We start from the raw sequence: 25,032 nt of genomic DNA on the forward strand, positions 1-25,032 counted from the left end.
GACGATCTACTTCGTTCGCGGCGGAATCGGGAAATCATAGGCCGCCGCGCCCGCCCCCGGCAGGGAAAAATGCCACCACTCCTTCGCATAGTTCACAAAGCCTTGCTTCGCCATCGCGGCCACCAGCCGCTTGCGCCAGGCGCGCTGGTCCGGATTGATCGACGGTGCCGCAGTGTGCCCCTTCGCGTCCGTGCAGTCGTAGCCCGTGCCCATGTCGACGCTGCCCTCCGGCAATCGCGCCTCGACCGGCGCCGTGCAATCGGCATAGGTTTTCGACGGGTCGTATCTGGCGGAATTGTCAGCCTTGAGATCGACCAGCGTGAGATCGAGCGCCGCGCCCGTGGAATGCTGCGAGCGGCTCGCGATGTAGCCGAGGCGGAACAGCTCGGTCTTCGAGATCTTCGGATTGTAGCGCCGCTCGGCCGCCGTCTCGAAGCCGTTCTGCGACCACCTCACCATGTCGAGCGAGGCCCGCGCCGGCCGGTAGCAGTCGAACATCTTCAGCGACAGGCTTTGCGCCGCCAGCTCCTGCTGAACCGCCTTCAGCCGCAGCCCCACCTCCCGCTTCACCACGCATTCGCCGGCGCCGTAACCGGCGAGCGGACGGCCGACGAAATTGTTCGAGGTGGCGTAGCGGATGTCCTGGATGATGCCGGGATCAATGTCGCGCAAATAGACGAAGCCGCCGGGGAGCGATTGGGCGTGGGCCTCGGCCGTTATCGTCGTCAGCGCAATCACAATTCGGATTAACTTCACGTGATCCATCCCCATCGTCATGGCCGGGCTTGTCCCGGCCATCCACGTCCTTTGCCTCAAATGCGATAGAAGATCGTGGATGCCCGGGACAAGCCCGGGCACGACGGAGATACTGGCGACAGGTCACGCCAGAGCGACGAACCTGACAGATCAGGGGATAACTCCCCGCCCCGGCATTGGCCCTTGCCCCCCCAGCCATCCCCGCCTATAGCTCTCGTTTTAATGACATCGAAATCGACCTTCGTCCTCGGCCACCGGCATTTGCTGGGCATCGAGGGCCTTTCCGCGGCCGACATCACCGGCCTCCTCGACCTGTCCGAAGAATATGTCGAGCTCAACCGCCAGGTTGACAAGAAGCGGACCGTCCTGCGTGGACGGACGCAGGTAAATCTGTTCTTCGAGGCCTCGACCCGGACCCAGTCCTCGTTCGAGCTCGCCGGCAAACGGCTGGGCGCCGACGTCATGAACATGTCGGTCTCCTCCTCGTCCATCAAGAAGGGCGAGACGCTGGTCGACACCGCGATGACGCTCAACGCCATGCACCCGGACATCCTGGTGGTGCGCCATCACGCCTCCGGCGCGGTGGAACTGCTGGCGCGCAAGGTCGACGGTTCCGTGATCAATGCCGGCGATGGCGCGCACGAGCATCCGACGCAGGCGCTACTCGACGCCCTGACCATCCGCCGCAACAAGGGCCGGATCGAGGGCCTCGTGGTCGCGATCTGCGGCGACGTGCTGCATTCGCGTGTGGCCCGTTCCAACATCATCCTGCTCAACACCATGGGCGCCCGCGTCCGCGTCGTCGGCCCCTCGACGCTGCTGCCGCCCGGCATCGAGCGCATGGGGGTCGAGGTCGCGCGCGACATGCGCGAAGGGCTCAACGGCGCCGATATCGTCATGATGCTGCGGCTCCAGCGCGAGCGCATGAACGGCTCCTTCGTGCCGTCGACCTCCGAATATTTCAACTATTTCGGGCTGGACCAGAAAAAGCTCGCTTACGCCAAGCCGGATGCTCTCGTCATGCATCCCGGCCCGATGAACCGCGGCGTCGAGATCGACACCGCGGTCGCCGACGGCGCGCAATCGCTGATCCGCGAACAGGTCGAGATGGGCGTGGCGGTACGGATGGCCGTGCTCGAAGCGCTCGCCCGCAACTTGCCGAACGCGTGATGCTCATGCTGACTGACCGCCGTCCCATCCTGCTCGCCAACGCCCGCGTCGTCGATCCCTCCAGGGATTTCGACGGCCCCGGCGATGTCCTGATCGCCGACGGAATCATCCGCGAGACCCGTCGCGGCATCGGAGCGGCCGGCGTCCCCGAGGGCACCGACGTCGTCAACTGCGCCGGCAAGATCGTGGCCCCCGGCCTGGTCGACATGCGCGCCTTCGTCGGCGAGCCCGGCTTCAGCCACCGCGAGACCTTTGCCTCCGCGAGCCAGGCGGCTGCGACCGGCGGCATCACCACCATCATCTGCCAGCCCGACACGTCTCCGGTGATCGATAACTCGGCGACCGTCGACTTCGTGATGCGCCGCGCCCGCGACACCGCGATCGTCAACATCCAGCCGATGGCGGCGCTCACCAAGGGCATGCACGGCGAGGAGATGACCGAGTTCGGCCTCCTCAAGGCCGCCGGCGCGATCGCCTTCAGCGACAGCGACAAGAGCGTGATTAACGCGCAGGTGATGCGCCGCGCGCTGACCTACGCGCGCGATTTCGACGCGCTGATCGTGCATTACACCGAGGATCCCGATCTCGTCGGCGAAGGCGTGATGAACGAGGGCGAGTTCGCCTCGCGGCTCGGCCTGATGGGCATCCCGAACGCGGCGGAGGCCGTGATGCTCGAGCGCGACATGCGTCTCGTCGCGCTCACCGGCGGGCGCTATCACGCGGCATCGCTGACCTGTATCGACTCGCTCGACGTCCTCAAGCGCGCCCGCGACGCCGGCCTCGCCGTGACCGCCTCCGTCTCGATCAATCATCTTGCGCTGAACGAGAACGACATCGGGCCCTACCGGTCGTTCCTGAAGCTGTCGCCGCCGCTGCGGACCGAGGACGACCGCCGCGCGCTGGTCGCAGCGGTCGCCTCCGGCCTCGTCGACGTCATCATGTCCGACCACAATCCGCAGGACGTCGAGGTCAAGCGCCTGCCGTTCGCGGAAGCAGCACCCGGTGCCATCGGGCTCGAGACCATGCTGCCGGCGGGCCTTCGCCTCGTGCACAATGAGGAACTCGACCTGAAGACGCTGATCCGGGCCATGTCGACGCGGCCGGCCGAGATCCTGGGTCTGCCCGGTGGAACCCTACGCGCCGGCAGCCCGGCCGACGTCATCGTGATCGACCCCGACGTCCCCTGGGTGGTCGATCCCGCCGACCTCAAATCGCCCTGCAAGAACACCCCGTTCGACGAGGCCCGCTTTACAGGCCGCGTGGTGCGCACCATTGTCGGCGGACGGACGGTCTACGAACATGTCTGACGGGCAGATTCATGCGTGGCGTCGCAGTTCAGCATGGAGATGCGGCCATGGGGCTTGAAGCCTTCCTGCCGGTGGCCTTCGTCATCGGCTACCTGCTCGGCTCGATTCCGTTCGGGCTGGTCCTGACCAAACTCGCCGGCACGCAGGATATTCGCTCGATCGGCTCCGGCAGCATCGGCGCCACCAACGTGCTGCGCACGGGCCGCAAGAGCCTTGCCGCGGGCACCCTGCTGCTCGACGCGCTCAAGGGCACGGTCGCGGTGGTGATCGCCGGCTACATCGCGGGACCCAATGCCGCCATGGTGGCCGGGCTCGGCGCCTTCCTCGGCCATCTCTTCCCGGTCTGGCTGAAGTTCAAAGGCGGCAAGGGCGTCGCCGTCTATATCGGCATCCTGCTCGGCCTGTTCTGGCCCGGCGCAATCGTGTTCTGCCTGCTTTGGCTCGCCACCGCCTTCACCACCCGCTACTCCTCGCTGTCCGCGCTGGTGGCGGCATTCATCACCCCGATCTTCCTGTGGTGGTTCGGGCACCTCGCGCTTGCATCGCTGTTCGCCGCGCTGACGCTGCTCTTGTTCTACGCGCATCGCGAGAACATCAAGCGACTGCAATCCGGCAAGGAAAGCCGGATCGGCGAGAAGGCCTAGAGCGTTTTCGAGCGAAGTGGATACCGGTTCGCGTCAAGAAAACGCGTCAAAACAAAATCCAAGGCCGGAAAAAGTACGGATATCGCCGCACCGCCTCCGCATTATGTGCCAATTCCTGTTCGCAACTCGGAAGCTGCTCGCGGCCAGAGTGGCGAACGAGTTCCACGCCTGTCATCCTGACAGCGGAAATGGCGTTACGCGGTAGCTCAGAATGAGCGAGAAGATGGTCGGCGCGCATGACGGGTCCGGTTCGCACGGTGCTTCCAGCACCGCAGCAAGCCGGCTGCTCTCGATGACCAATGTCTGGTCCGATGCGCCATCGCCGCTGCCCGCGCCCGAGCCTGCTCCCGTACCCCCGCCAGTGACCCGGCCTGCGCCCGTCGCGCAAGCCGCCGCGCGAGTCGAGATTGTGACCATTGCCGCGCCGGTCGCGCCCGCGCAGCCGCACTCCGACCAATGGCCTCCGCAAAGACTGTCGCTGGCCCTTCAGGGCGGCGGCACTTTTGCAGCCTTCACCTGGGGCGTGCTGGAGCGGTTGCTGGAACACCCGACCATCCAGATCGACACCATCAGCGGCGCCAGTGCCGGCGCCATCAATGCGCTGCTGCTCGCCTCCGGCCTCGCCGAAGGCGGACGCGAAGGTGCCCATTCGCGGTTGAACCGGTTCTGGGCCCGCCTGATGCACGAGGCCTCGTTCCGCTCCTTGATGCTGGTCGGCGGATTCTCGCCGGCGGGAAGCTCGGTCGCGTTCGGTCCGACGCTGCGCTCCGGCCAGTTCGATCCGTTCGACCTCGACCCGCTGCGGCTGGCGCTGTCTCGCGACATCGATTTTGCCGCCTTGGGCAACGCGGCCTGCCCAAAACTGCTGATCGCCGCGACGCGAATCCGCGATGGGCAGCAGCAGATCTTCCGCAACGATTGCATTACCGCCGACGTCGCGCTGGCCTCGACCTGCCCGCCTTTGGTTCACTGCGCCGTCGAGATCGACGGCGAGGCCTATTGGGATGGCGGCATTGGCGGCAATCCGCCGCTGGTGCGCCTGGCGCAGGAATCGACAGCCTCCGATCTGCTGCTCGTCCAGATCACGCCCACGCGCGACAGCTACGTACCGATCACGCTTGCCGCGATCGACCGCAGGCTCGACCAGATCGCAGCCAACGCCGCCCTCAACGCCGAGATCGCGGCACTCGAATGGGCGCGAGCCACCGCCGCACCTACGCTGCGGCTCTCCAGGATCGCGGCCGAAGACTCCATTGAGGGCCTGGCGCAGCGCTCATCCACCGATCTCGGCCGCGGCTTCATTCGTACGCTGCACCGGAGTGGCCGCGAGGCCGCCGAGCGTTGGCTCGGACAAGGCGCGACAGGCGCCGAGGCCGAACGCGTGCTGCCCGCCGCTGAGCCTGCGCTAGCCTGATTTCGCCAGCGCATCCTCCAGGAACCACGCCGCTGCAAGCGCGCCCGGATCGTTGCCGAAGCGCGCGATCACCTGCACGCCGATCGGCAGGCCGCCGACCTTCAGCACCGGCACGTTGACGCAAGGATTGCCCATCAGCGTCCAGAGCCGATTGTAGCGGGGCGAGCCGGTCGAGGCGAGCTCCTTGGCCGGCGCGGTGCCCGGCGCCGAATAGGTCAGCAGCACGTCAAAACCCTCGAACAGCTCGCCGAGCTCGCGGCGGCCACGGCGGGCGATCCGACGCGCGTCGTCATATTGCTTCGGCGTCAAGCCGACGGTGTCATCGAGGCTGGCACGCAGCATCGGCGCGATCTCGTCGTGATGCTCCGAAAACTCCCAGGCCAGCGCGCGATGCGCCTCGAAATCCTGGATGATCGGGTGGATGCGCCAGGCTTCCTGCACCGACTCCGGCAGATCGATGGTCTTGACACTGGCGCCGGCCTTCTCGGCCGCCTTGATCGCAGCCTGCAAGCCCTCTTCCGCCGCCGGCTCGACGGCCTCGGCAAACTCCTGCCTCACCACGCCGATGCGCGGCGCCTTGGCCGCGGCGATGCCATCGAATTCAGTGCGGCCGGTGATCGCCAGCAGCCCGCGCGCGAGATCTTCCGCGCGCGATCCGAACAGGCCGACAGTATCAAGCGCCCATGAGTAGCACTTCACGCCGATGGTCGGCAGCATCCTGAACGACGGCTTGATCGCGGCAGCCCCGCAATAGGCGGCGGGCCGGATCACCGATCCGCCGGTCTGGGTGCCCAGCGCCAGCGGGATCATGCCGGCGCCGACGGCCGCGGCCGAGCCCGAGGACGAGCCGCCCGGCGTATGGCCGAGATTGTGCGGATTGAGCGTCGGGGTCGGATCGCGCGAGGCGAACGCCGTGGTCGTGGTCTTGCCGATGATGGTGGCGCCTGCCCGCTTCAGCATCATCACGACCGGCGCGTCCGAGCGCGGCTGCCAGCCGCGATAGATCTCCGAGCCCATCTCGGTCGGCATGTTGGCGGTGTCGATGATGTCCTTGATGCCGACGGCGATGCCGCGCAGCGGGCCGGAGGCTTGCGCCTTCGCGGATTTGTCGTGACGGACGAAGGCGTGGACGTCCTTCTCCCTGGCCTCGATCGCCGCGTGCGACTGGGCGATGGCGTCATCGGGCGAAAGCTCGCCCGCTTCAATGCGGCGCTGGAGGTCGGCGAGTGAGATCATAGCAATACCCTTCTTATTGCCATCGCTTTTAGCATCGGGACGAGGTCGCGCAAGCGCACGTGGACGCGGTCGATCCATGCGTGCAGTCGACCGGGACCAGCGGCTCGACCAGAGCATTCGCCTCCGCGGGCGCCGCGCCAATGAGATCAAAAATGGAAACAGTATCTTTCAATTATTTCTATTTTTATCGCAATTCAATCGGGCCAGTGTGAGGTCACAACGCAGGGCCCTGCGGCGCGCACTCTCTTACGGACCACAAACGCCTGGTGCGTCACCGCCGTGGGACCTCAACCAAGCACAGGAGCGATGACCATGGATACGACCCGTTATGCTTCCCTCGTTGGCCGCCTGCTGATCGGCCTCCCATTTGCAATGAGTGGCTTCAGCAAGCTCACCGCTTATGGTGCGACGACCGCTTACATCGCCGCTGCGGGATTGCCGGTGCCCCCGTTGGCATATGCGATCGCAGTTCTCGTCGAGCTCGGTGGCGGTCTCCTGCTGATCGCGGGCTATCAAGCCCGCTCGGTCGCGCTGGCGCTCGCCATATTTTCGCTGGCCGCGGCAGTCTCGTTCCACAACAACTTTGCCGACCAGAATCAGATGATCCACTTCCTCAAGAACGTGATGATGGCAGGCGGCCTGCTCCAGATCTTTGCCTTCGGTGCCGGTGCGCTCAGCCTTGACGCTCGCGTCTCGCGGAGCGGCGTCGCTGTCGCTCAGGCGGCCCACGCGCGTTGAATCGACGACCTTGCGGAAGACCCGTCGACCACGTCGGGTCTTCCTGCAGCGCCTTTGAAGCCCGATCAAGCGCACGCAACTGTTGCCCACGCCCTCAGGTTGTTCCATGCTGCCTCCACAAGGAGACGCCGTGGACGCCATCAATCCGAGCGTTGAGCTGACCGAGGCTGAGCGGATCGACCGCCTGCGGCTGATCCGCTCTGACAATGTCGGGCCGCGCGGCACTAACGCGGAAACGCCGCAACCTTTGCGTTAGTTCTAAATTGCCCCGACAATCAAGGCGATGAGATTCGAATTGCCGGACTGTTGGACGCTCACGCCGTCTCGGCTTAGGCTGTGCGCCTTCTGACCCAACCTGTTCATTGACGCGGCTGGACCAATGTCGAAAAATGCTTACTCTCTGCCAGAGGATAAGCGATTTAGCGGTGCTATGAAACGACGCGGATTCATCACTTTGGCTGGCGGGGCGTTGGCGTGGGCAACGGCCGCACGCGCTCAGCAAGTGAAGCGCGTCTCGCGGATCGGCCTTTTCCTCCCCCCACCGCGAAATTCGGAGGTCGACGCGTTCCTCGTTGCGCTTCGCGGTCTCGGTTGGGTTGAGGGCGAGAACGTCCACGTTGAATATCGCGACGCCGACGGCGACGATAACCGGCTTCCGGCGCTGGCTGCTGAACTGGTCGCCCTCGGCGTCGACGTTCTCGTGACAGCCACATTTCCCGGGGTTCTTGCCGCGCACCGTGCGACGACCACAATTCCAACCGTGATGATCGTGGGTCCCGATCTGGTGACCTTGGGCCTTGCAGCCAGCATGGCTCATCCCGGTGGCAACATTACGGGACAGACCTTTTTCCTTACAGAACTAGCTGCGAAGCGGTTAGAGGTTCTTGCGAGCATAGCTCCCTCGATGACCCGCGCAGGGGTGCTCATGCAGCGAGGCAACCCCCTGAACAACGGCACCATGAGTGCCATGACGAACGCCGCGCGGGCAATGAAGGTTGAGCTGCGACCGATCGAGCTTGACGTCCCCGGCGACCTCGACAACGCGCTATCAATCTTCGGCTCCACCGCCATGGACGGTCTCGTCATCACGGACGCCAATGCGTTTGTCACCAATTCGGCGTTGGTCGCGGCGATTGTCGACAAGTGCCGCGTGCCATCGATTGCCGCACCCATCGTCGCGTCCCGGGGGGGCGCACTGGTAGGGTACGGGGTAGACTTCACCTCCATGTTTCGCCGCGCCACTGTTTTCGTTGACAAGATATTGAAGGGCGCGAACCCGGCCGACATCCCCATCGAGCAGCCGACGCTGTTTAAGACGGTCATCAACTTGAAGACCGCCAAGGCGCTCGGCCTCGAGATACCGCAGTCGTTGCAGGTGCGCGCGGACGAGGTCATCGAATAGCAAAAGCCTTGAGGAATAAGGCAGCGCGTTGCTCCATTCCTCCTCCGCCCATGATGGGGCGATAGAAACAACCACACGCCACTGTTGCCCACGCCCTCAGGTTGTTCCATGCTGCTCCCACAAGGAGACGCCGTGGACGCCATCAATCCCAGTGTGGAGCTGACCGAGGCTGACAGGATCGACCGCCTGCGGCTGATCCGCTCCGACAATGTCGGGCCGCGCACCTTCCGTTCGCTGGTCGATCATTTCGGCACGGCGCGCGCCGCGCTGGAGCGGCTGCCCGATCTGGCGCGCCGCGGCGGCGCGGCCCGTTCCGGGCGCATCTGTAGTGCCGATGAGGCGAAGGCCGAGCTCGCCGCAAGCCGCAAGTACGGCATCGCCTGGCTTGCGCCCGGCGAGGACGGCTATCCGGCGCGGCTGGCGACGCTCGACGATGCGCCGCCGCTGCTCGCCGTGCGCGGTGACAACGCAACCTTGATGCGGCCGATGATCGCGATCGTTGGCTCGCGCAATGCCTCCGGCGCTGGCCTCAAGTTTGCCGGCCAGCTCGCGCGTGAGCTGGGCGACGCCGGCTTCATCGTCATATCGGGGCTCGCCCGCGGCGTCGATCAGGCGGCGCACCGCGCCAGTGTCGAGAGCGGCACCATCGCGGTGCTCGCCGGCGGACATGATTGCATCTATCCGCCCGAGCATGGCGACCTGCTCGCCTCGATCCTCGATCACGCGGGCGCTGCGATTTCCGAGATGCCGCTCGGCCACGAGCCGCGCGCCCGCGACTTCCCCCGCCGCAACCGGCTGATCTCGGGCGCAGCCCTCGGCGTGGTCGTGGTCGAGGCGGCGCACCGCTCGGGCTCGCTGATCACCGCGCGCATGGCGGCCGAACAGGGCCGCGAGGTATTCGCGGTGCCCGGCTCGCCGCTCGACCCGCGCGCTGCCGGCACCAACGATCTGATCAAGCAGGGCGCAACGCTCGTCACCGAAGCCGCCGACATCATCAACGCTGTCGCACCGATCATGGAGCGGCCGCTGATGCATCCGGCGAGCGAGCCCGATAGCGAACCGTTCGAGAGTGACCCGCAATCACACGACCGCGACCAGATCACCGGCCTGCTCGGCCCTGCCCCCATCTCGATCGACGATCTCGTGCGGATGTCCGGCGCCTCGCCCGCGATCGTCCGCACCGTGCTGCTGGAGCTCGAGCTTGCGGGCCGCCTCGAACGCCACGGCGGCGGTCTCGTTTCTCTTCTCTAGGTGTCGTTGCGCTCATCGAACCGCGTGCGTGCCGCCGCGATCTGCGCCTGGTGCTCCTTCGCCCATAGCCCAAGCGCCATCACGGGCTGCTGGAGCCCGCGGCCAAGATCGGTCAGCTCATAGTCCACGCGCGGCGGAATGGTCGGGAAGATCGTACGCGTGACGAGGCCGTCGCGCTCCAGCCCGCGCAGGGTCAAGGTCAGCATCCGCTGCGAGATGCCGTTGATCATCCGCTTCAGCTCGTTGAAGCGCTTGGGCCCGTCGCTCAGCATCATGATGACGAACACGCTCCATTTGTCGCCGACGCGCGCCAGGATCGAGGCGACCCCGCGGCAGTCCGCGTGGTCGCGATCCGGCATCTGGGGCGCAGGAAAATCGGTGTGTGCAGGTCTCAAAGATGTGCCCATGGCTCAAAAAAGTGCGTTCTTGCGGGGGAATCGACAGTCACTCATGTAGTGCGGGTTACAAATCTATACCATAGGTGAACCCCAGTGAAACTCCTCCATATCGACTCCAGCGTGCTCGGCCCCCACTCCGTCTCACGGCAGGTTTCCGCCGCCATCGTCGACCGTCTCAGGCAGGCGACACCGTCGCTCGACCTCGTCTATCGCGATTTGACGCAGATCCCGCTCGCCCACCTCTCCGGCTCGCACCTCGCGGCCGCGCAAGGCGCGCCGGCGCCGGCGGAACTCGGACCCGACCTTGCCGCGAGCGCGGCCGTGCTCAACGAGTTCCTCGATGCCGATATCGTCGTGATCGGCGCGCCCATGTACAATTTTACGATCCCGAGCCAGCTCAAGGCCTGGATCGACCGCGTGCTCGTGGCGGGGAAAACGTTCAAATACGATGCGAACGGCCCGCAGGGTCTTGCCGGTAACAAGCGCGTGATCGTGGCGATCTCGCGCGGCGGCTATTACGGCCCGGGCACGCCGGCCGCCTCGCTCGAGCACCTCGAAACCTATTTGCGCGGCGTGTTCGCGTTCATGGGCATCACGAGCCCCGAATTCATCGTCGCCGACGGCATCCAGGTTGGCCCTGAGCATCGTGAGAAAGCGCTGGCCGGAGCGCTTCAGGCTGCCACCAGCCTGCAGGCGGCGTAACACTTACGCCAACGCCAGCCGCTGCCGGACTCCGGCGGCGGCTGAGAGTTCGACAGCGCTAAAACCAGGCGCCCTGAACGCCAAGAATGACGGCGACGAGCGAAATGAAAAGCCCGATGCCTGAGAAAAGTGCCACCCCGATGAACTCGGACGTGTCGGAGCGCTTGGCGGGAATGGCGGAACGTTCGGTGTAAATACGCGGTTCTGAAATCGACGAAGAAATACGAGCTGCTTTTGACATCGCGGGCTCCCTGAAAGTGAGTCTTATGACCCCTGCCCGCAAAAGTGTCTTGGCAGCGCAAGCGAAGGTTCAACACCTCACGCAAGGTTCAGAGGAATACAGCCACCGAGGTGTAGGAACCGGCCGGCGCAACCAATGTCATCGCGCCGACCGATTCAATTTTCGCAAACGTTGATCAGCCGCGATAGATCGGTGCGCCGCTCGGAGACGCCACCGCGCCGCCGTCGACGAAGATCTCCTGGCCCTGGATGTGCGCTGAATCATCCGAGGCGAGGAACAGCACCGTCTTCGAGATGTGATCTGGTTCACCAATGCGCCCCAACGGGGTCGACAGCGCGATGCGCTTCTCGAACTCCTTCTCCGCTTCGGGCGTTGCGATCGCGGCGCCCCAGATCGGCGTGCGGATCGCGCCGGGCGCGACGACGTTGACGCGAATCCCGCGCGGCGACAGTTCCGACGCCATGATCCGCGCCATCGCGCGCACGCCGGCCTTGGCGGCGCCATAGGCCGAATAGCCGGGAATGCCGAGCACGGAGATCACCGAGCCGTTGAGGATGATCGAGGCATTGTCGTTGAGATAAGGCAGCGCCGACTGCACCGTGAAGAACACGCCGGTGAGGTTGGTGCGGATGACCTTCTCGAAAACCTCCAGTGTCGCCGAACCGAGCGGCGTGCCGCCGGGAATGCCGGCATTGGCAAACACGATGTCGAGCTTGCCGAATTTTTCGGCGCCTTGCTTGATCGCCGCATCGGTCGCGGCAATGTCGGTGGCGTCGGCTGCGACCGCGAACCCGTTCGGGCCAAGCTCCTTCGCCGCGGCCTCCAGCGTCTCCTTGTTGCGCCCGGTGATGATCACCTTCGCACCCTCGGCCACGAACAGCTTTGCCGTCGCCAGGCCAATGCCGCTGTTGCCGCCCGTAATCAATGCCGTCTTGTTCTTCAGTCTCACGATCGTCTCCAGTGGTTGCATTATAAAACTATGTTGCCATCTAGGGCATATGGTTTTATGATGCAACCACACAAGCGCGTGATCGACGCCGAAATCGGGCGAACGCGACAGGACCAGGACGATGGTGAGACGAACGAGCTTCGAGGGCGATTCCTGCCCGATCGCGCGGTCGCTGGAAGCGATCGGCGACTGGTGGTCGCTGCTGATCATTCGCGAGGCGCTGTTCGGCCTGCGCCGCTTCGGCGAGTTTCAGAGCAAGCTCGGCATGGCCAAGAACATTCTGGCGGTGCGCCTGCGCGCGCTGGTCGACCACGGCATTCTCGCAACCGCCCCCGCCTCTGACGGCAGCGCCTATCAAGAGTATGTGCTGACGCCGAAAGGGCGCGGCACCTTCCCGATCCTGGTAGCGCTGCGGCAATGGAGCGAGGAGTTCGACGATCACCCCGAGCAGATCGCAACGATTCTGCTCGATCGCGAGAAAGGCCGACCGGTGAAGAAGCTCGAAATGCGCGCCGAGGACGGGCGGCTGCTCAGTCCCGCGGACACGATGGTGAAGCCGCGGCCGGCGCCGCGACGGCGGTCAGCCTGATCGCGGCACGCTGCCACCACACCGTCATTGCGAGCGCAGCGAGGCAATCCAGAGTTTCACCGCGGAGGGATTCTGGATTGCTTCGCTGCGCTCGCAATGACGACGTTGATGCGGCGCGCCTCCATATATCGCCGTCACGCTGAGGTGGCCGCTTCTTCAGCGGCCCTCGAAGGGCGACGGCCCGGCTGCGGCATCTCGGCCGCTCATCCTTCGAGGCTCGCTACGCGAGCACCGCAGGATGACGGATTGGATGGTGAGCGCCGCTACGACAGCTTGCGCTTGCTCCGCAGCCGCAGGTGCTCGTCGGCCTCCAGCTTGGTCATGCCCAGGAGATAATGCAGCACATCGAGCTTGTGGCGCTCGGCGAGCTTGCGCAAAGCCCCAACCTGCTCGGCGATGAAGGCGACGGCCTCATCGACACCGCCCTCCCCTGGTTCCTCACCGCGCGAGCCTCCCGCCACGCCTGACGCGGCGCGCGCCCGTTTCTTTCCTGGCTTAGTCACCAGACCCCACCCGAATCCATGCCCCGGGAGGACTCTACGCCGACATTGACCGCAACTCCAAGGTGGTATTTTGCAACTTTCTCGATATGAAACTTTTCCCATTCGGGGTGCTTTCAACACCCCTCGATTTGACAGCGAGGGCCTCACCACCCATGTTCGGGTCGAAACGGCCGATCCGAATCTCATCGAAAGCGGCTCGTAATTTCCCCGTAAGTTACTGGAACTACATGAATATCGTCATTGTGGAGTCGCCGGCGAAAGCCAAGACGATCAACAAGTATCTGGGCTCGTCCTACGAGGTTCTGGCCTCGTTCGGCCATGTCCGCGACCTCCCGGCGAAGAACGGTTCCGTCGATCCGGACGCAAATTTCAAGATGATCTGGGAGGTCGACCCCAAGGCGGCCGGCCGGCTCAACGATATCGCCAAGTCCCTGAAGAACGCCGACCGCCTGATTCTGGCGACCGACCCTGATCGCGAGGGCGAGGCCATCTCCTGGCACGTTCTGGAGGTGCTGAAGGAAAAGCGCGCGCTGAAGGATCAGAAGATCGAGCGCGTGGTGTTCAACGCCATCACCAAGCAGGCGGTCACGGATGCGATGAAGAATCCGCGCCAGATCGACGGTGCGCTGGTCGACGCCTACATGGCGCGCCGCGCGCTGGACTATCTGGTCGGCTTCACCCTCTCCCCCGTGCTGTGGCGCAAGCTGCCGGGCGCCCGCTCGGCAGGCCGCGTGCAGTCGGTGGCGCTGCGGCTGGTCTGCGACCGCGAACTGGAGATCGAGAAGTTCGTCGCGCGCGAATACTGGTCGTTGATCGCGACCCTGCTGACGCCGCGCGGCGACGCATTCGAGGCGCGGCTCGTCGGCGCCGACGGCAAGAAGATCCAGCGTCTCGACATCGGCACCGGTGCGGAAGCCGAAGACTTCAAGAGGGCGCTGGAAGCGGCCGTCTATGCCGTGACCGCGGTCGATGCCAAGCCGGCCCGGCGCAATCCGCAGGCGCCCTTCACCACCTCGACGCTGCAGCAGGAAGCCAGCCGCAAATACGGCTTTGCGCCGGCGCATACGATGCGCATCGCCCAGCGCCTTTATGAAGGCATCGACATCGGCGGCGAGACCACCGGACTCATTACTTATATGCGTACCGACGGCGTGCAGATCGATCCGTCCGCGATCACCCAGGCGCGCAAGGTGATCGGCGAGGATTACGGCAACGCCTATGTGCCGGAGGCCCCGCGCCAGTATCAGGCCAAGGCCAAGAACGCCCAGGAAGCGCACGAAGCGATCCGTCCGACCGACATGTCGCGCCGCCCTGACAGCATGAGCCGCAAGCTCGATGCCGACCAGGCGCGACTCTACGAGCTGATCTGGAAGCGCACCATCGCGAGCCAGATGGAATCGGCCGAGCTCGAGCGCACCACCGTCGACATCACCGCGAAGGCCGGCGGCCGCACGCTGGAGCTGCGAGCGACGGGTCAGGTCGTCAAGTTCGACGGCTTCCTCGCGCTCTACCAGGAAGGCCGCGACGACGAGGAAGACGACGATTCGCGCCGCCTGCCCGCCATGAGTGCGGGCGACGGCTTGAAGCGGCAGTCGCTCGCCGTCACCCAGCACTTCACCGAGCCGCCGCCGCGCTTCTCGGAGGCCTCGCTGGTCAAGCGCATGGAAGAGCTCGGCATCGGCCGTCCCTCGACCTATGCCTCGATCCTTCAGGTCCTGAAGGACCGCGGCTACGTCAAGCTCGAGAAGAAGCGCCTGCACGGCGAGGACAAGGGCCGCGTCGTGGTCGCCTTCCTCGAAAGCTTCTTCAGCCGCTACGTCGAATATGACTTCACCGCCAATCTGGAGGAGCAGCTCGACCGCATCTCCAACAACGAGATCTCCTGGCAGCAGGTGCTGAAGGACTTCTGGACCGGCTTCATCGGCGCCGTCGACGAGATCAAGGATCTGCGCGTCGCCCAGGTGCTCGACGTGCTCGACGACATGCTGGGCCAGCACATCTATCCGCCCCGCGCCGACGGTGGCGACATCAGGCAGTGCCCGAGCTGCGGCAACGGCCGGCTCAATCTCAAGGCCGGCAAGTTCGGCGCCTTCGTCGGCTGCTCGAACTATCCGGAATGCCGCTACACCCGTCAGCTCGCCGCCGACAGCGAGACCACCGCCGACCGTTCGCTCGGCCAGGATCCCGATACGGGTCGCGATGTCTGGGTCAAGGCCGGCCGCTTTGGCCCCTACATCCAGCTCGGCGAGCCCAAGGATTACGAGGAAGGCGAGAAGCCGAAGCGCGCGGGCATCCCGAAGGGCACCTCGCCCGGCGATGTCGAGCTCGAGCTTGCGCTGAAGCTGCTGTCGCTGCCGCGCGAGATCGGCAAGCATCCGGAGACCGGTCAGCCGATCACGGCAGGTCTCGGCCGTTTCGGGCCGTTCGTGAAGCACGAGAAGACCTACGCCAGCCTGGAGAGCGGCGACGAGGTCTTCGACATCGGCCTCAACCGCGCGGTGACGCTGATCGCGGAAAAGGTCGCCAAGGGCCCGAGCCGCCGCTTCGGCGCCGACCCCGGCAAGGCGATCGGCGATCATCCGACCCTCGGCACCGTCACCGTGAAGAGCGGCCGTTACGGCGCCTATGTCACGGCGGGCGGCGTCAACGCGACGATCCCGGCCGAGTTCGAAAAGGACACCGTCACGCTGCCGCAGGCGATCGCGCTGATCGACGAGCGCGCGGCCAAGGGCGGCGGCAAGACCAAGGCGAAGAAAGCCGCGAAGCCGGCCAAGGCCAAGAAGGCTGCGGCGAAGGCCGCCGACGGCGATGACGCCGCGCCGAAGCCGAAGAAACCGGCCGCGAAGAAGGCGGCCAAACCAAAATCCGAATCCACCAGCAAGGCGCGCGCCGCCGTGTCGTCGACCGCAAAAACGTCGCCGACCAAGGCCGCCGCCCCCAAGGCTCCGGCCAAGAAGAGTGCCGGCAAGACCTAGATCAAGAATTAGAGGTTAAGTGAAACGCAAGAATGACCATGGCTTTCCCGACCGGAGCGCCATCGTCGCCTTCATCAAGGCAAATCCCGGAAAGGTCGGGACCCGCGAAATTGCGCGCGAGTTCGGCCTGAAGAACGCCGATCGCATCGAGCTCAAGCGCATGCTGCGCGAGCTCGCCGACGACGGCACTATCAAGAAGAAACGCCACAAGGTCTCCGAGCCGGACAGCTTGCCGTCGACGCTGGTTGCCGACATCACCGGCCGTGACAGTGACGGCGAGCTGATCGCCTCCCCCACCGAATGGGACGAGGTCGAAAGCGGCGAACCGCCGAAAATCCTCATCGTCATGCCGCGCCGGCCAAAGCCCGGCACCGCGGCCGGAATTGGCGATCGTGCGCTGCTGCGCGTCGAGCGCTCGGACGAGAACGAAGGCCCGGCCTATCGCGGCCACATCATCAAGGTCTTCGACAAGACGAAGAGCCGCATCCTCGGCGTATTCCGCGAGCTTCCCGAAGGCGGCGGACGGCTGGTCCCGGTCGACAAGAAGTCCGCCGACCGCGAGCTAAACATCGCCGCGGCCGACACGCACGGCGCCCGGGACGGCGACCTCGTCAGCGTCGATATCGTCCGCACCCGCAGCTTTGGGCTGGCCTCAGGCCGGGTCAAGGAGAAGCTTGGCTCGGTCAAGTCGGAGAAGGCGATCAGCCTGATCGCGATCTACGCGCACGACATCCCCCTGCAGTTCCGGCCCGCGGCAGAGCGTGAAGCCGAAGCGGCAGAGCCGGCCAATCTGAAGGGACGTGAAGACTGGCGCGACGTGCCGCTCGTCACCATCGACCCGCCGGATGCGAAGGATCACGACGACGCGGTGCATGCGCAGCCCGATCCTGATCCGAACAACAGAGGCGGCTTCATCGTCGATGTCGCCATTGCCGATGTGAGCTTCTACGTGCGGCCGGGCACCGCGCTCGACCGCGACGCGCTCGATCGCGGCAACTCGGTGTATTTCCCGGACCGCGTTGTGCCGATGCTGCCCGAGCGCATCTCCAACAATCTCTGCTCGCTGGTGCCGGGCGAGCCGCGCGGCGCGCTCGCGGTGCGCATGGTGCTCGGCCCCGACGGTCGCAAGCGCTCGCACAGCTTCCACCGCATCCTGATGCGCTCGGCGGCGAAACTGAACTATGCGCAGGCGCAGGCCGCGATCGACGGCCGGCCCGACGACACCACCGGCCCGCTGCTCGATCCGATCCTGAGGCCACTCTATGCCGCCTATGCCTGCGCCAAGCGCGCCCGCGACGAGCGCGATCCGCTCAATCTCGATCTGCCCGAGCGCAAGATCCTCTTGAAGAGCGACGGCACGGTCGATCGCGTCGTCGTGCCTGAACGTCTCGATGCGCACAAGCTGATCGAGGAGTTCATGATCCTCGCCAACGTCGCGGCGGCCGAGATGCTGGAGAAGAAGTCCCTCCCGCTGATCTACCGGGTGCATGACGAGCCGACGCTGGAGAAGGTTCATGCGCTCGCGGAGTTTCTGGAGACGCTGGACGTTCCGTTCGCGAAAGGCGGCGCGCTGCGCCCGGCTTTGTTCAATCGCGTGCTGGCGCAGCTCGAAGGCCACGACCACTTCCCGCTGGTGAGCGAGGTCGTGCTGCGCGCCCAGGCCCAGGCCGAATATTCCGCTGAGAATTACGGTCATTTCGGCCTGAACCTGCGCCGCTACGCGCATTTCACCTCGCCGATCCGCCGCTATGCCGACCTCGTCGTGCACCGCGCGCTGGTTCGCGCGCTCGGCCTCGGCGAGGGCGCCCTGCCCGACAGCGAGACTCCGGAAAGCCTTGGCGAGGTCGCAGCCCATATCTCGGTGACCGAGCGGCGCGCGATGAAGGCGGAGCGCGAGACCGTCGACCGGCTGATCGCCCATCACCTCGCTGACCGCATCGGCGCGAGCTTCCAGGGTCGCGTCTCCGGCGTCACGCGCGCCGGCCTGTTCGTCAAGCTCGCCGAGACCGGTGCCGACGGCCTGATCCCGATCCGATCCCTTGGCACGGAATATTTCAACTATGACGAGAGCCGGCACGCGCTCGTCGGCACGCGCAGCGGCACCATGCATCAGCTGGGTGACGTCGTTGACGTCCGTCTGATAGAAGCAGCTCCCATCGCAGGCGCGCTACGCTTCGAGCTGCTGTCGTCGACCGGCGAGACTGCGCCGCGCGGCCGCAGGCCATCCGGTCCGCAACGCCGCCCCTCGTTCAAGGCGCATCCCGGACGCAGTCCAGCGAAGAAACATAAGGCGGCGAAACAGAAGAAGCCCGGCAAGGGCAAGAACGCCAAAGGGAAAGGCAAGGGCCAGAAGGGCAAGGCATGGTGACGACGAGCACGGCCCCAAAGACCTGGACGCGCGAAACCGGTCTCGTCGAGAAGCGCGACGTCTGGACGGCCATGAAGCGCGGCTTTCGCGGCCGCTGCCCGCGCTGCGGCGAGGGAAAGCTGTTCCGCGCCTTCCTGAAGACGGCGGACAATTGCGCGACCTGCGGCCTCGACTTCACGCCACACCGCGCCGACGATCTGCCGGCCTATCTCGTGATCGTCATCGTCGGCCACATCGTGGTGCCCACGATCCTCTGGATCGAGACCAACTACACCACGCCGGTCTGGCTCAGCTTCGCGGCCTATCTGCCGTTCACCTTCGTCGCCTCGCTCGCGCTGCTCCAGCCGGTCAAGGGAGCTGTGGTCGGCTTGCAATGGGCTCTGCGCATGCACGGCTTTGACGACAACCCTCCGGATGGTATTCCGCCGGTCTAAGCAAATAATCAAAAAGCGGTTTGGGTGAGGACATGACGGATACGTCGCAGGGAGCCGAGAAGGCCAAGATCCACGAGGGCAAGGAAGCCGACCACCATCCCTATTTCCGTCCCCGCGATGCTGCGACGCTGATCCTGGTCGATCGCAGCGGCAACATTCCAAAAGTCCTGGTCGGCAAGCGCCACGACAAGGTGGTGTTCATGCCCGGAAAGTTCGTCTTCCCCGGCGGTCGCGTCGACAAGGACGATTACCGCGTGCCGGTCGCCGCCCCCATCACCGCCGAGCTGGAAGCCAATCTCGCCAAGGGCAGCCCGAAGACTCCGGCCTCGCGCGCAAAGTCGCTGGCGATTGCCGCAATCCGCGAGGCCTGCGAAGAGACCGGCCTCTGCCTCGGACGCAAGACCGAGGGGAAAGCAAAACTCGAGGGCGCCTGGAAGCCGTTCGCGGATGCGGGCCTGCTGCCCGATCCCTCCAGCCTGTTCCTGATCGCGCGTGCGATCACTCCGCCCGGCCGCGTCAAGCGCTTCGACACACGCTTCTTCACGGCGGACGCTTCCGCGATCACCCACCGCGTCGAGGGGGTGATCCATGCGGATGCCGAACTGGTCGAGCTGGTCTGGGTCGAACTCGGCTCAAAGCCGCTCGCCGATCTGCACCCGATGACACGCAACGTGCTCAACGAGCTCGACACGCGCCTTGCCACAGGCCCGCTCCGTCACGACGCGCCGGTGCCGTTCTTCCATTTCTACGGCGGCAAGATGCAGAAGGATATTTTGAGCTGATCCAGCCACCGAACTCTCTAGGCTCGTTCACGCGATCAGCAAACTCAGCGCGGCACCTCTGAAGGCGCGGTCTTCGCTGCCACCTTGTCCGTGACCGATCGCCCAGCGCTGCGGCCACACAAGCTGCTCCAACCCTCGCGCCGTCGCGGAGGTGAAGGACGACCAACGCGGGGAGCCGTGATCGCGGTACAAGAGACCGCCGGGGCCCATGTCCGGATAGAGCGTAACGTGAATATCGAAACCCTCGCCCGCCGGAAGATCAGGTCCGAACCAATAGGTTGGGCTTCGTCCCGGCTCACGCCCCACGATGGCTGTCAGGGTTTGCTTCGGTCCCCTGAGACCAAGCCAGAACGGCGCAATCGAACCAGGCGCGAAGGCCGTGAAAATCGTCTGGGCTGATGCGATATCGGTCGCAGCGCTTTGCCCCACAAGCCTCAGCTCGATCCGCCGCCCGCTCTCCACGCATCCGCTGAACGGCGCTTCGGTTTCCCCGAGCGGCAGCTCCCTCCACTGAGCGGGATCAGGATCGCGGAGCGGCCATTCCATCTTCTCCCTGACCGCACCGTGAACATCGAGCACCTGATAACGCAGGCCTTCCTCGTCAAGCGCGGCTTGAACGCAATGCAGATACTCGACGCCTTCCGGCATCCTGTGAGCCGTTCCCGCGCCCGCAGTGCAGATCTGCATGACACCGCGATGCGCCTGCACGTCGAAGGCGAGGATGTGGCTGCACAGATAGGCAAGCACGTTTTCGTTCACCAGGATGTCCCAGAACGGGCGAGCATATTCGTGGCCGATCTCGCGCTGATACGTCCCGGTAAAGCCGTTGACGGGAAACACCGGGTGATGGCCAAGGACGAGCTTGTGTCGGGCGTCGCCATGTTCTCTGAGCGTAGCTTCCAGCCAGCCGAGCTCGACATGGCCCTCATCTCCCAGGCCGCTCCAGAGTGTGTTCACGAACACCATCAGGAGGTCGCCGCGCCGCACGAAGTAGGAGAGGCCCGCCTGTCCCGGCGGCCCATTTTTCGGCAGCGCGAGCACCGCACGAAACACCGCCTCGCTCGTCAAATCATAGGTCGTGTGATTGCCGGTTGTGTGCCACATCGGAATGGCCGCACGGTCGAGCCATGCCATTTCCGTATCCAGCCAATAGCGCCACTGCGCGCGGAGCGCGTCCGGATCCGGCGTCAGTCCGATGATTTCATCGCCCGGGAAGAGCACGAATTCAGGCTGCGGCCTCAGGCGTTGAACGATCGCATTGACCGAGGCGAAGGTCTTTTCGTGCAATCCACCCGGCACGCCCGAACAGGAGTCGCCATACAACAGGAATTGGTGGCCCTTGCCGCGCGGTAGAAGCGCGGGAATGGAATTATTCGTTGAGGTCATGGCCTTCCATTGCGGTGTTCGGCCGCGAGGATGGCAATTTCCGCAACGGGTAGCAACAGGTCGTGGCTGGACCTCAATCAGTCCGCATCAGGCTCGGTGCCGACATAGTCGCGCGCCGGCAGCTTGAGGACGCGGCCGATCTCGCTTGCGAGCTTGTCCGCCTCCTCGCGCCTGGTGAAGCTCTGAAGCGTGATCGGCTCGGTGCCTCTATTGCCGCAGAGATTGACGTCGTAGGTCGTCAGATCCGCATCATAGTCGTCGGTGATGCTGACGAAGTGATAGTCGGCGAGATCGCGCTGGCTGCGGATATTGAGCGGGCCGAACTGCCTGGTGATGACGATCTGGCGCAGCGTCTCGTTGAGCACGACGAAAGTGCGGTACGTCAGCAGGATCATTCCGGGGATGCCGACGAGCAGTCCCAACCCCGTGAACACCAGCACCGGCACGAGATCATCGGCGAGCCGGCCGAAGCCGGAAAAATCCTGGCGCAGGCCGAGGCCGACATTCCACAAGAGATAACCGCTCGCGGCCAGCAGCGGCAGCGACAGCAGCCGGCCGACCCAGGGCATGGACCGGTCGATGCGAACGGTGCCGCCGTCCACGGTCATTGCGCCTGCCATGTCGGGTCTCCTCACGAGGTCATGGCTTGGTCGAAGCGAGAGGCGGATTGGTTCGAAGAGACGCCCCGATGCGCCGGTGCCGTTCTTCCATTTCTATCGCGGCAAGATGCGACGAGATGTGCTAGGTGAGGGAATGGGCGCTTAAACGACTGGAGAATCGGATGACGCGGTTCGTAAGGCCTCTGCTCGCTTCCGTGGCGTTGTGCGGCCTGCTCTCGCCGCCCGCCCATGCGGAGCTCGACGTCGCCAGATTGAAGCAAACGATCGAGGCCTCCTTCGAGAGCGAATACCCGAAGCTCGACGCGCTCTACAAGGACATCCACGCCCATCCCGAGGTTGCCTACCAGGAAGTGAAGACCGCGGCGAAACTCGCCGCCGAGATGCGTGCGATTGGCTTTGAGGTCACCGAGCACGTCGGAAAGACCGGCCTTGTTGCCATCTACAGGAACGGCGACGGTCCCACCATCATGGTTCGCACCGAGCTCGACGCACTGCCGATGGAGGAGAAGACCGGCCTGCCCTATGCCAGCCGCGACAAGCAGATCTGGCAGGGCCGCGAGACATTCGTCGCCCATAGCTGCGGCCATGACATCCACATGGCGAGCTGGGTCGGCACAGCGAAGACCCTGGTCGGCATAAAGGACCAGTGGCACGGTACGTTGATGTTCATCGCGCAGCCCGCCGAGGAAGAGGTCACGGGCGCAAAGGCGATGATCGACGATGGCCTGTTCACCCGCTTTCCGAAGCCCGACGCGGGTTTTGCCCTGCACGACGGCAGTGGAGCCTACGGCTCCGTGACCTATAGGGTCGGGGTCGGATCGTCGAACGTTGACGGTCTCTTCATCAGATTCGTTGGCCGCGGGGGCCATGGCGCGATACCGCAGGCGACCATCGATCCCGTGATGATGGCATCCCGCTTCGTCGTCGATGTGCAGAGCGTGATCAGCCGCGAAAAGGACCCGACCGAATTCGGCCTCGTCACTATCGGCGCGATCCACGCCGGCACCGCCGGCAACATCATTCCCGACGAGGCCAGGGTGATCGGCACGATCCGCAGCTTCAAGCCGCAGGTGCGCGCCAGGATGCTGGCTGGGATCGAGCGGACGGCGAAGGCGGTGGCGGCGATGGCGGATGCGCCGGCGCCCGAAATCCATCTCGACGAGGGGACCAAGGCGGTGATGAACGATGCCGCTGTCGTCGGCCAGGCCGAGCGGGTGCTGAAAGTGGCCTTCGGCGACAAGTTCAACGTCAGCCCGGCAAACACGCCCAGCGAGGACTATTCAGAATATGTCAACGCCGGCGTGCCTTCGATGTTCTTCAACATCGGCGTCTATGAGCCCGACCGCGTCGCCGCCGCGCGTAACGGCAGCGGCCCGCCGCTTCCCGGCAACCACTCGCCGCAATTCGCCCCGGTGCCGAAACCGACCATCCGGACCGGCGTCACCGCGATGACGCTCGCCGTGCTGAGCGCCTTCGATCAAAGGGCGCGGGGGCAGTAGCTTCCTCGCATCAGTGTCTGCGGCTTGATGGGCTTCTCAGATGCGCAATTGCGCATCTGAGCTCACCGCTCCGCGCGGCGCCCCGGAATGACGCGAACATGCTGAGAGTCGATCAAAAAACAAAATAATCTTCCCGCCTCCCCCGATGGCGGAGTTCCCAGGCGTCCCTATGTCTTCCCCAACGACACCCAGAACGGATACGGGGCGATGGCACAACGGCAACTCAAGCTTGGCGCGTTCATGCGGCCGATCAGCATCCACACCGGCGCCTGGCGCTATCCGGGGGCCTGGCCGGACGCCAATTTCAACTTCAGCCATATCAAGACGCTGATCCAGAAGCTCGAGGCCGGCAGGTTCGACGCCTTCTTCATGGCCGATCACCTCGCCGTGCTGAACATGCCGGTCAACGCGCTCAAGCGCAGCCACACCGTGACCTCGTTCGAGCCGTTCACGCTGCTGTCGGCGCTGTCCGCCGTCACCGAGCGCATCGGCCTGATCGCGACGGGCTCGACGACGTTTGACGAGCCCTACCACGTGGCACGGCGCTTCGCCTCGCTCGACCATCTCAGCGGCGGGCGCGCGGGCTGGAACATCGTCACCACCTCAAATCCGGACGCGGCGCTCAATTTCGGCCTCGACGACCACATGGAGCATGCCGAGCGCTACAAGCGCGCCCGCGAGTTCTACGACGTGGTCACGGGCCTCTGGGATTCCTTCGCCGACGACGCCTTCGTGCGCGACGTCGAAAGCGGCGTGTTCGTCGATCCCGCGAAGATGCACGTGCTCGACCACAACGGCAAATATCTGAAGGTGCGCGGCCCCCTCAACATCGCGCGGCCCGTGCAGGGCTGGCCGGTGATCGTGCAGGCCGGCGCATCGGAGGACGGCAGGCAGCTTGCGGCGGAGACGGCGGAAGCCGTGTTCACCGGCGGCGGCCCCCTCGCCGACGGCCAGAAACTCTATGCCGACATCAAGGGCCGCATGGAGAAGATCGGCCGCGATCCCGAACATCTCAAGATTCTTCCCGGCGCCTTCGTCGTGGTCGGCGACAGCGTCGATGAGGCCAAGGAGAAGCGCGCGCTGCTCGACAGCCGCGTGCATTACGACAGCGCCATCGCCTCGCTCTCGGTCATCCTCGGCACGGACGCCTCGGGCTTCGATCCGGACGGGCAACTGCCGGAGATTCCGGAGACCAACGCCAGCAAGAGCGGCCGCCAGCGCATGGTCGACCTCGCCAGGCGCGACAAGCTCACGGTGCGCCAGCTCGCCCAGCGCGTCGGCGGCTATGGCGGGCTGTCCTTCGTCGGCACGGCCAAGACCATCGCCGACCAGATGGAGGAATGGCTGGTCGGGCGCGGCTCCGACGGCTTCAACATCATGTTCCCGTTCCTGCCCGCCGGCCTCGACGATTTCGTCGACAAGGTGGTGCCGGAGCTGCAGCGGCGCGGGATTTTCCGCAAGGAGTATGAAGGGGCCACTTTGAGGGAGAATCTGGGCCTGCCGCGGCCGAAAAACCGGTTCTTCGAGGCGTAATGGGCCCGTTTTGGGTGGCTTTCCAGCCTAGAGCCCCGTTCGGGGCTCTAGGTTGTTGTTTTTGACGCGTTTTCTTGACGCGAACCGGTGCCCACTTCGCTCGAAAACGCTTCGAAACCTTGACATCAGGCGGTT

23 protein-coding genes and 1 pseudogene are annotated in these 25,032 nt (G+C 65.0%); 16 read left to right on the top strand and 8 right to left on the bottom strand.

The annotated features are described in order from the left end of the window. Positions 1 to 6 precede the first annotated feature (6 nt). Entirely contained in the window at positions 7 to 765 is a 759-nt protein-coding gene (locus AB7535_RS18395; protein WP_439037350.1) for a M15 family metallopeptidase, read from the bottom strand. A 213-nt stretch (positions 766 to 978) separates the two neighbouring features. Between AB7535_RS18395 and AB7535_RS18400 the strand changes: the two genes are divergently transcribed. The 4 genes from AB7535_RS18400 (at position 979) to AB7535_RS18415 (ending at position 5,291) form a co-directional block, all read left to right on the top strand. After that, positions 979 to 1,926, top strand: a complete 948-nt coding sequence (locus AB7535_RS18400; protein WP_014494716.1) for an aspartate carbamoyltransferase catalytic subunit — start codon at positions 979 to 981, stop codon at positions 1,924 to 1,926. A 5-nt stretch (positions 1,927 to 1,931) separates the two neighbouring features. Continuing rightward, the gene (locus tag AB7535_RS18405) at positions 1,932 to 3,233 is read left to right on the top strand and encodes a dihydroorotase (RefSeq protein WP_166353187.1); all 1,302 of its coding nucleotides are present in this window, start codon (positions 1,932 to 1,934) and stop codon (positions 3,231 to 3,233) included. 47 nt (positions 3,234 to 3,280) lie between these two features. Continuing rightward, positions 3,281 to 3,877, top strand: coding sequence for a glycerol-3-phosphate 1-O-acyltransferase PlsY (gene plsY, locus AB7535_RS18410; protein WP_063986317.1), 597 nt, complete (start codon positions 3,281 to 3,283; stop codon positions 3,875 to 3,877). A 211-nt stretch (positions 3,878 to 4,088) separates the two neighbouring features. After that, positions 4,089 to 5,291, top strand: coding sequence for a patatin-like phospholipase family protein (locus AB7535_RS18415; protein WP_439036721.1), 1,203 nt, complete (start codon positions 4,089 to 4,091; stop codon positions 5,289 to 5,291). Here AB7535_RS18415 and AB7535_RS18420 read toward each other — a convergent pair. Beyond that, positions 5,283 to 6,527 carry an amidase gene (locus AB7535_RS18420; protein ID WP_354117960.1) on the bottom strand — a complete coding sequence of 415 codons (1,245 nt, stop codon included), beginning with the start codon at positions 6,525 to 6,527 and terminating at the stop codon, positions 5,283 to 5,285. The two genes, AB7535_RS18415 and AB7535_RS18420, sit on opposite strands and share 9 nt — an antisense overlap. 312 nt (positions 6,528 to 6,839) lie before the next feature. Here AB7535_RS18420 and AB7535_RS18425 point away from each other — a divergent pair, with 312 nt between their 5' ends. The 4 genes and pseudogenes from AB7535_RS18425 (at position 6,840) to dprA (ending at position 9,918) form a co-directional block, all read left to right on the top strand. Next, positions 6,840 to 7,265 carry a DoxX family protein gene (locus AB7535_RS18425; RefSeq protein WP_063982811.1) on the top strand — a complete coding sequence of 142 codons (426 nt, stop codon included), beginning with the start codon at positions 6,840 to 6,842 and terminating at the stop codon, positions 7,263 to 7,265. Between the two features lie 106 nt (positions 7,266 to 7,371). Further along, positions 7,372 to 7,485, top strand: a pseudogene (locus tag AB7535_RS18430) (DNA-processing protein DprA); the annotation flags it as partial. A 159-nt stretch (positions 7,486 to 7,644) separates the two neighbouring features. After that, on the top strand, positions 7,645 to 8,667 hold the full coding sequence (locus AB7535_RS18435; protein WP_244623277.1) for an ABC transporter substrate-binding protein: 1,023 nt from the start codon (positions 7,645 to 7,647) through the stop codon (positions 8,665 to 8,667). Between the two features lie 108 nt (positions 8,668 to 8,775). Continuing rightward, entirely contained in the window at positions 8,776 to 9,918 is a 1,143-nt protein-coding gene (gene dprA / locus AB7535_RS18440; RefSeq protein WP_439036722.1) for a DNA-processing protein DprA, read from the top strand. On the opposite strand, the gene AB7535_RS18445 is transcribed toward dprA, so the two are convergent. Continuing rightward, positions 9,915 to 10,325 (bottom strand): winged helix-turn-helix transcriptional regulator, encoded by a 411-nt coding sequence (locus AB7535_RS18445; protein WP_028152772.1) that lies wholly within the window; start codon positions 10,323 to 10,325, stop codon positions 9,915 to 9,917. The genes dprA and AB7535_RS18445 overlap by 4 nt on opposite strands. An 84-nt stretch (positions 10,326 to 10,409) precedes the next feature. On the opposite strand from AB7535_RS18445, the gene AB7535_RS18450 reads away from it, so the two are divergent. After that, positions 10,410 to 11,018 carry an FMN-dependent NADH-azoreductase gene (locus AB7535_RS18450; protein WP_014494708.1) on the top strand — a complete coding sequence of 203 codons (609 nt, stop codon included), beginning with the start codon at positions 10,410 to 10,412 and terminating at the stop codon, positions 11,016 to 11,018. A 58-nt stretch (positions 11,019 to 11,076) separates the two neighbouring features. On the opposite strand, the gene AB7535_RS18455 is transcribed toward AB7535_RS18450, so the two are convergent. Both AB7535_RS18455 and AB7535_RS18460 read right to left on the bottom strand, forming a co-directional pair. Beyond that, entirely contained in the window at positions 11,077 to 11,259 is a 183-nt protein-coding gene (locus AB7535_RS18455; protein WP_208087273.1) for a hypothetical protein, read from the bottom strand. Positions 11,260 to 11,434: 175 nt separating this feature from the next. Continuing rightward, positions 11,435 to 12,208 (bottom strand): glucose 1-dehydrogenase, encoded by a 774-nt coding sequence (locus AB7535_RS18460; RefSeq protein ID WP_208070130.1) that lies wholly within the window; start codon positions 12,206 to 12,208, stop codon positions 11,435 to 11,437. 121 nt (positions 12,209 to 12,329) lie between these two features. On the opposite strand from AB7535_RS18460, the gene AB7535_RS18465 reads away from it, so the two are divergent. Beyond that, entirely contained in the window at positions 12,330 to 12,797 is a 468-nt protein-coding gene (locus AB7535_RS18465; protein ID WP_085398829.1) for a winged helix-turn-helix transcriptional regulator, read from the top strand. A 263-nt stretch (positions 12,798 to 13,060) separates the two neighbouring features. On the opposite strand, the gene AB7535_RS18470 is transcribed toward AB7535_RS18465, so the two are convergent. Then, a complete protein-coding gene (locus AB7535_RS18470; RefSeq protein WP_071913093.1) occupies positions 13,061 to 13,300 on the bottom strand; it encodes a hypothetical protein in 240 nt (79 codons plus the stop codon). Between the two features lie 227 nt (positions 13,301 to 13,527). Between AB7535_RS18470 and topA the strand changes: the two genes are divergently transcribed. From topA to AB7535_RS18490, 4 genes are read left to right on the top strand one after another with little or no spacing between them, the layout of a single operon-like run. Beyond that, on the top strand, positions 13,528 to 16,275 hold the full coding sequence (gene topA, locus AB7535_RS18475) for a type I DNA topoisomerase (protein ID WP_439036723.1): 2,748 nt from the start codon (positions 13,528 to 13,530) through the stop codon (positions 16,273 to 16,275). 19 nt (positions 16,276 to 16,294) lie between these two features. Further along, a complete protein-coding gene (rnr, locus tag AB7535_RS18480) occupies positions 16,295 to 18,643 on the top strand; it encodes a ribonuclease R (protein WP_439036724.1) in 2,349 nt (782 codons plus the stop codon). Next, positions 18,637 to 19,077, top strand: a complete 441-nt coding sequence (locus AB7535_RS18485; RefSeq protein ID WP_354098449.1) for a DUF983 domain-containing protein — start codon at positions 18,637 to 18,639, stop codon at positions 19,075 to 19,077. The genes rnr and AB7535_RS18485 overlap by 7 nt, the downstream gene beginning before the upstream one ends. Before the next feature lie 32 nt (positions 19,078 to 19,109). Next, a complete protein-coding gene (locus AB7535_RS18490) occupies positions 19,110 to 19,859 on the top strand; it encodes an NUDIX hydrolase (RefSeq protein WP_166097102.1) in 750 nt (249 codons plus the stop codon). Between the two features lie 27 nt (positions 19,860 to 19,886). Here AB7535_RS18490 and AB7535_RS18495 read toward each other — a convergent pair whose 3' ends face one another. Together AB7535_RS18495 and AB7535_RS18500 are read right to left on the bottom strand one after the other, a co-directional pair. Then, positions 19,887 to 21,245, bottom strand: a complete 1,359-nt coding sequence (locus AB7535_RS18495; RefSeq protein WP_439036725.1) for a metallophosphoesterase family protein — start codon at positions 21,243 to 21,245, stop codon at positions 19,887 to 19,889. A 77-nt stretch (positions 21,246 to 21,322) separates the two neighbouring features. Continuing rightward, positions 21,323 to 21,865, bottom strand: coding sequence for a hypothetical protein (locus tag AB7535_RS18500; RefSeq protein ID WP_166097103.1), 543 nt, complete (start codon positions 21,863 to 21,865; stop codon positions 21,323 to 21,325). Between the two features lie 161 nt (positions 21,866 to 22,026). Here AB7535_RS18500 and AB7535_RS18505 point away from each other — a divergent pair, with 161 nt between their 5' ends. Beyond that, positions 22,027 to 23,364, top strand: a complete 1,338-nt coding sequence (locus AB7535_RS18505; RefSeq protein WP_439036726.1) for an amidohydrolase — start codon at positions 22,027 to 22,029, stop codon at positions 23,362 to 23,364. Positions 23,365 to 23,571: 207 nt separating this feature from the next. Further along, a complete protein-coding gene (locus tag AB7535_RS18510; RefSeq protein ID WP_071913077.1) occupies positions 23,572 to 24,897 on the top strand; it encodes an LLM class flavin-dependent oxidoreductase in 1,326 nt (441 codons plus the stop codon). Positions 24,898 to 25,032: the final 135 nt, after the last annotated feature.

Source organism: Bradyrhizobium sp. 956_D2_N1_4 (assembly GCF_052076025.1).
GTDB lineage: Bacteria > Pseudomonadota > Alphaproteobacteria > Rhizobiales > Xanthobacteraceae > Bradyrhizobium > Bradyrhizobium barranii.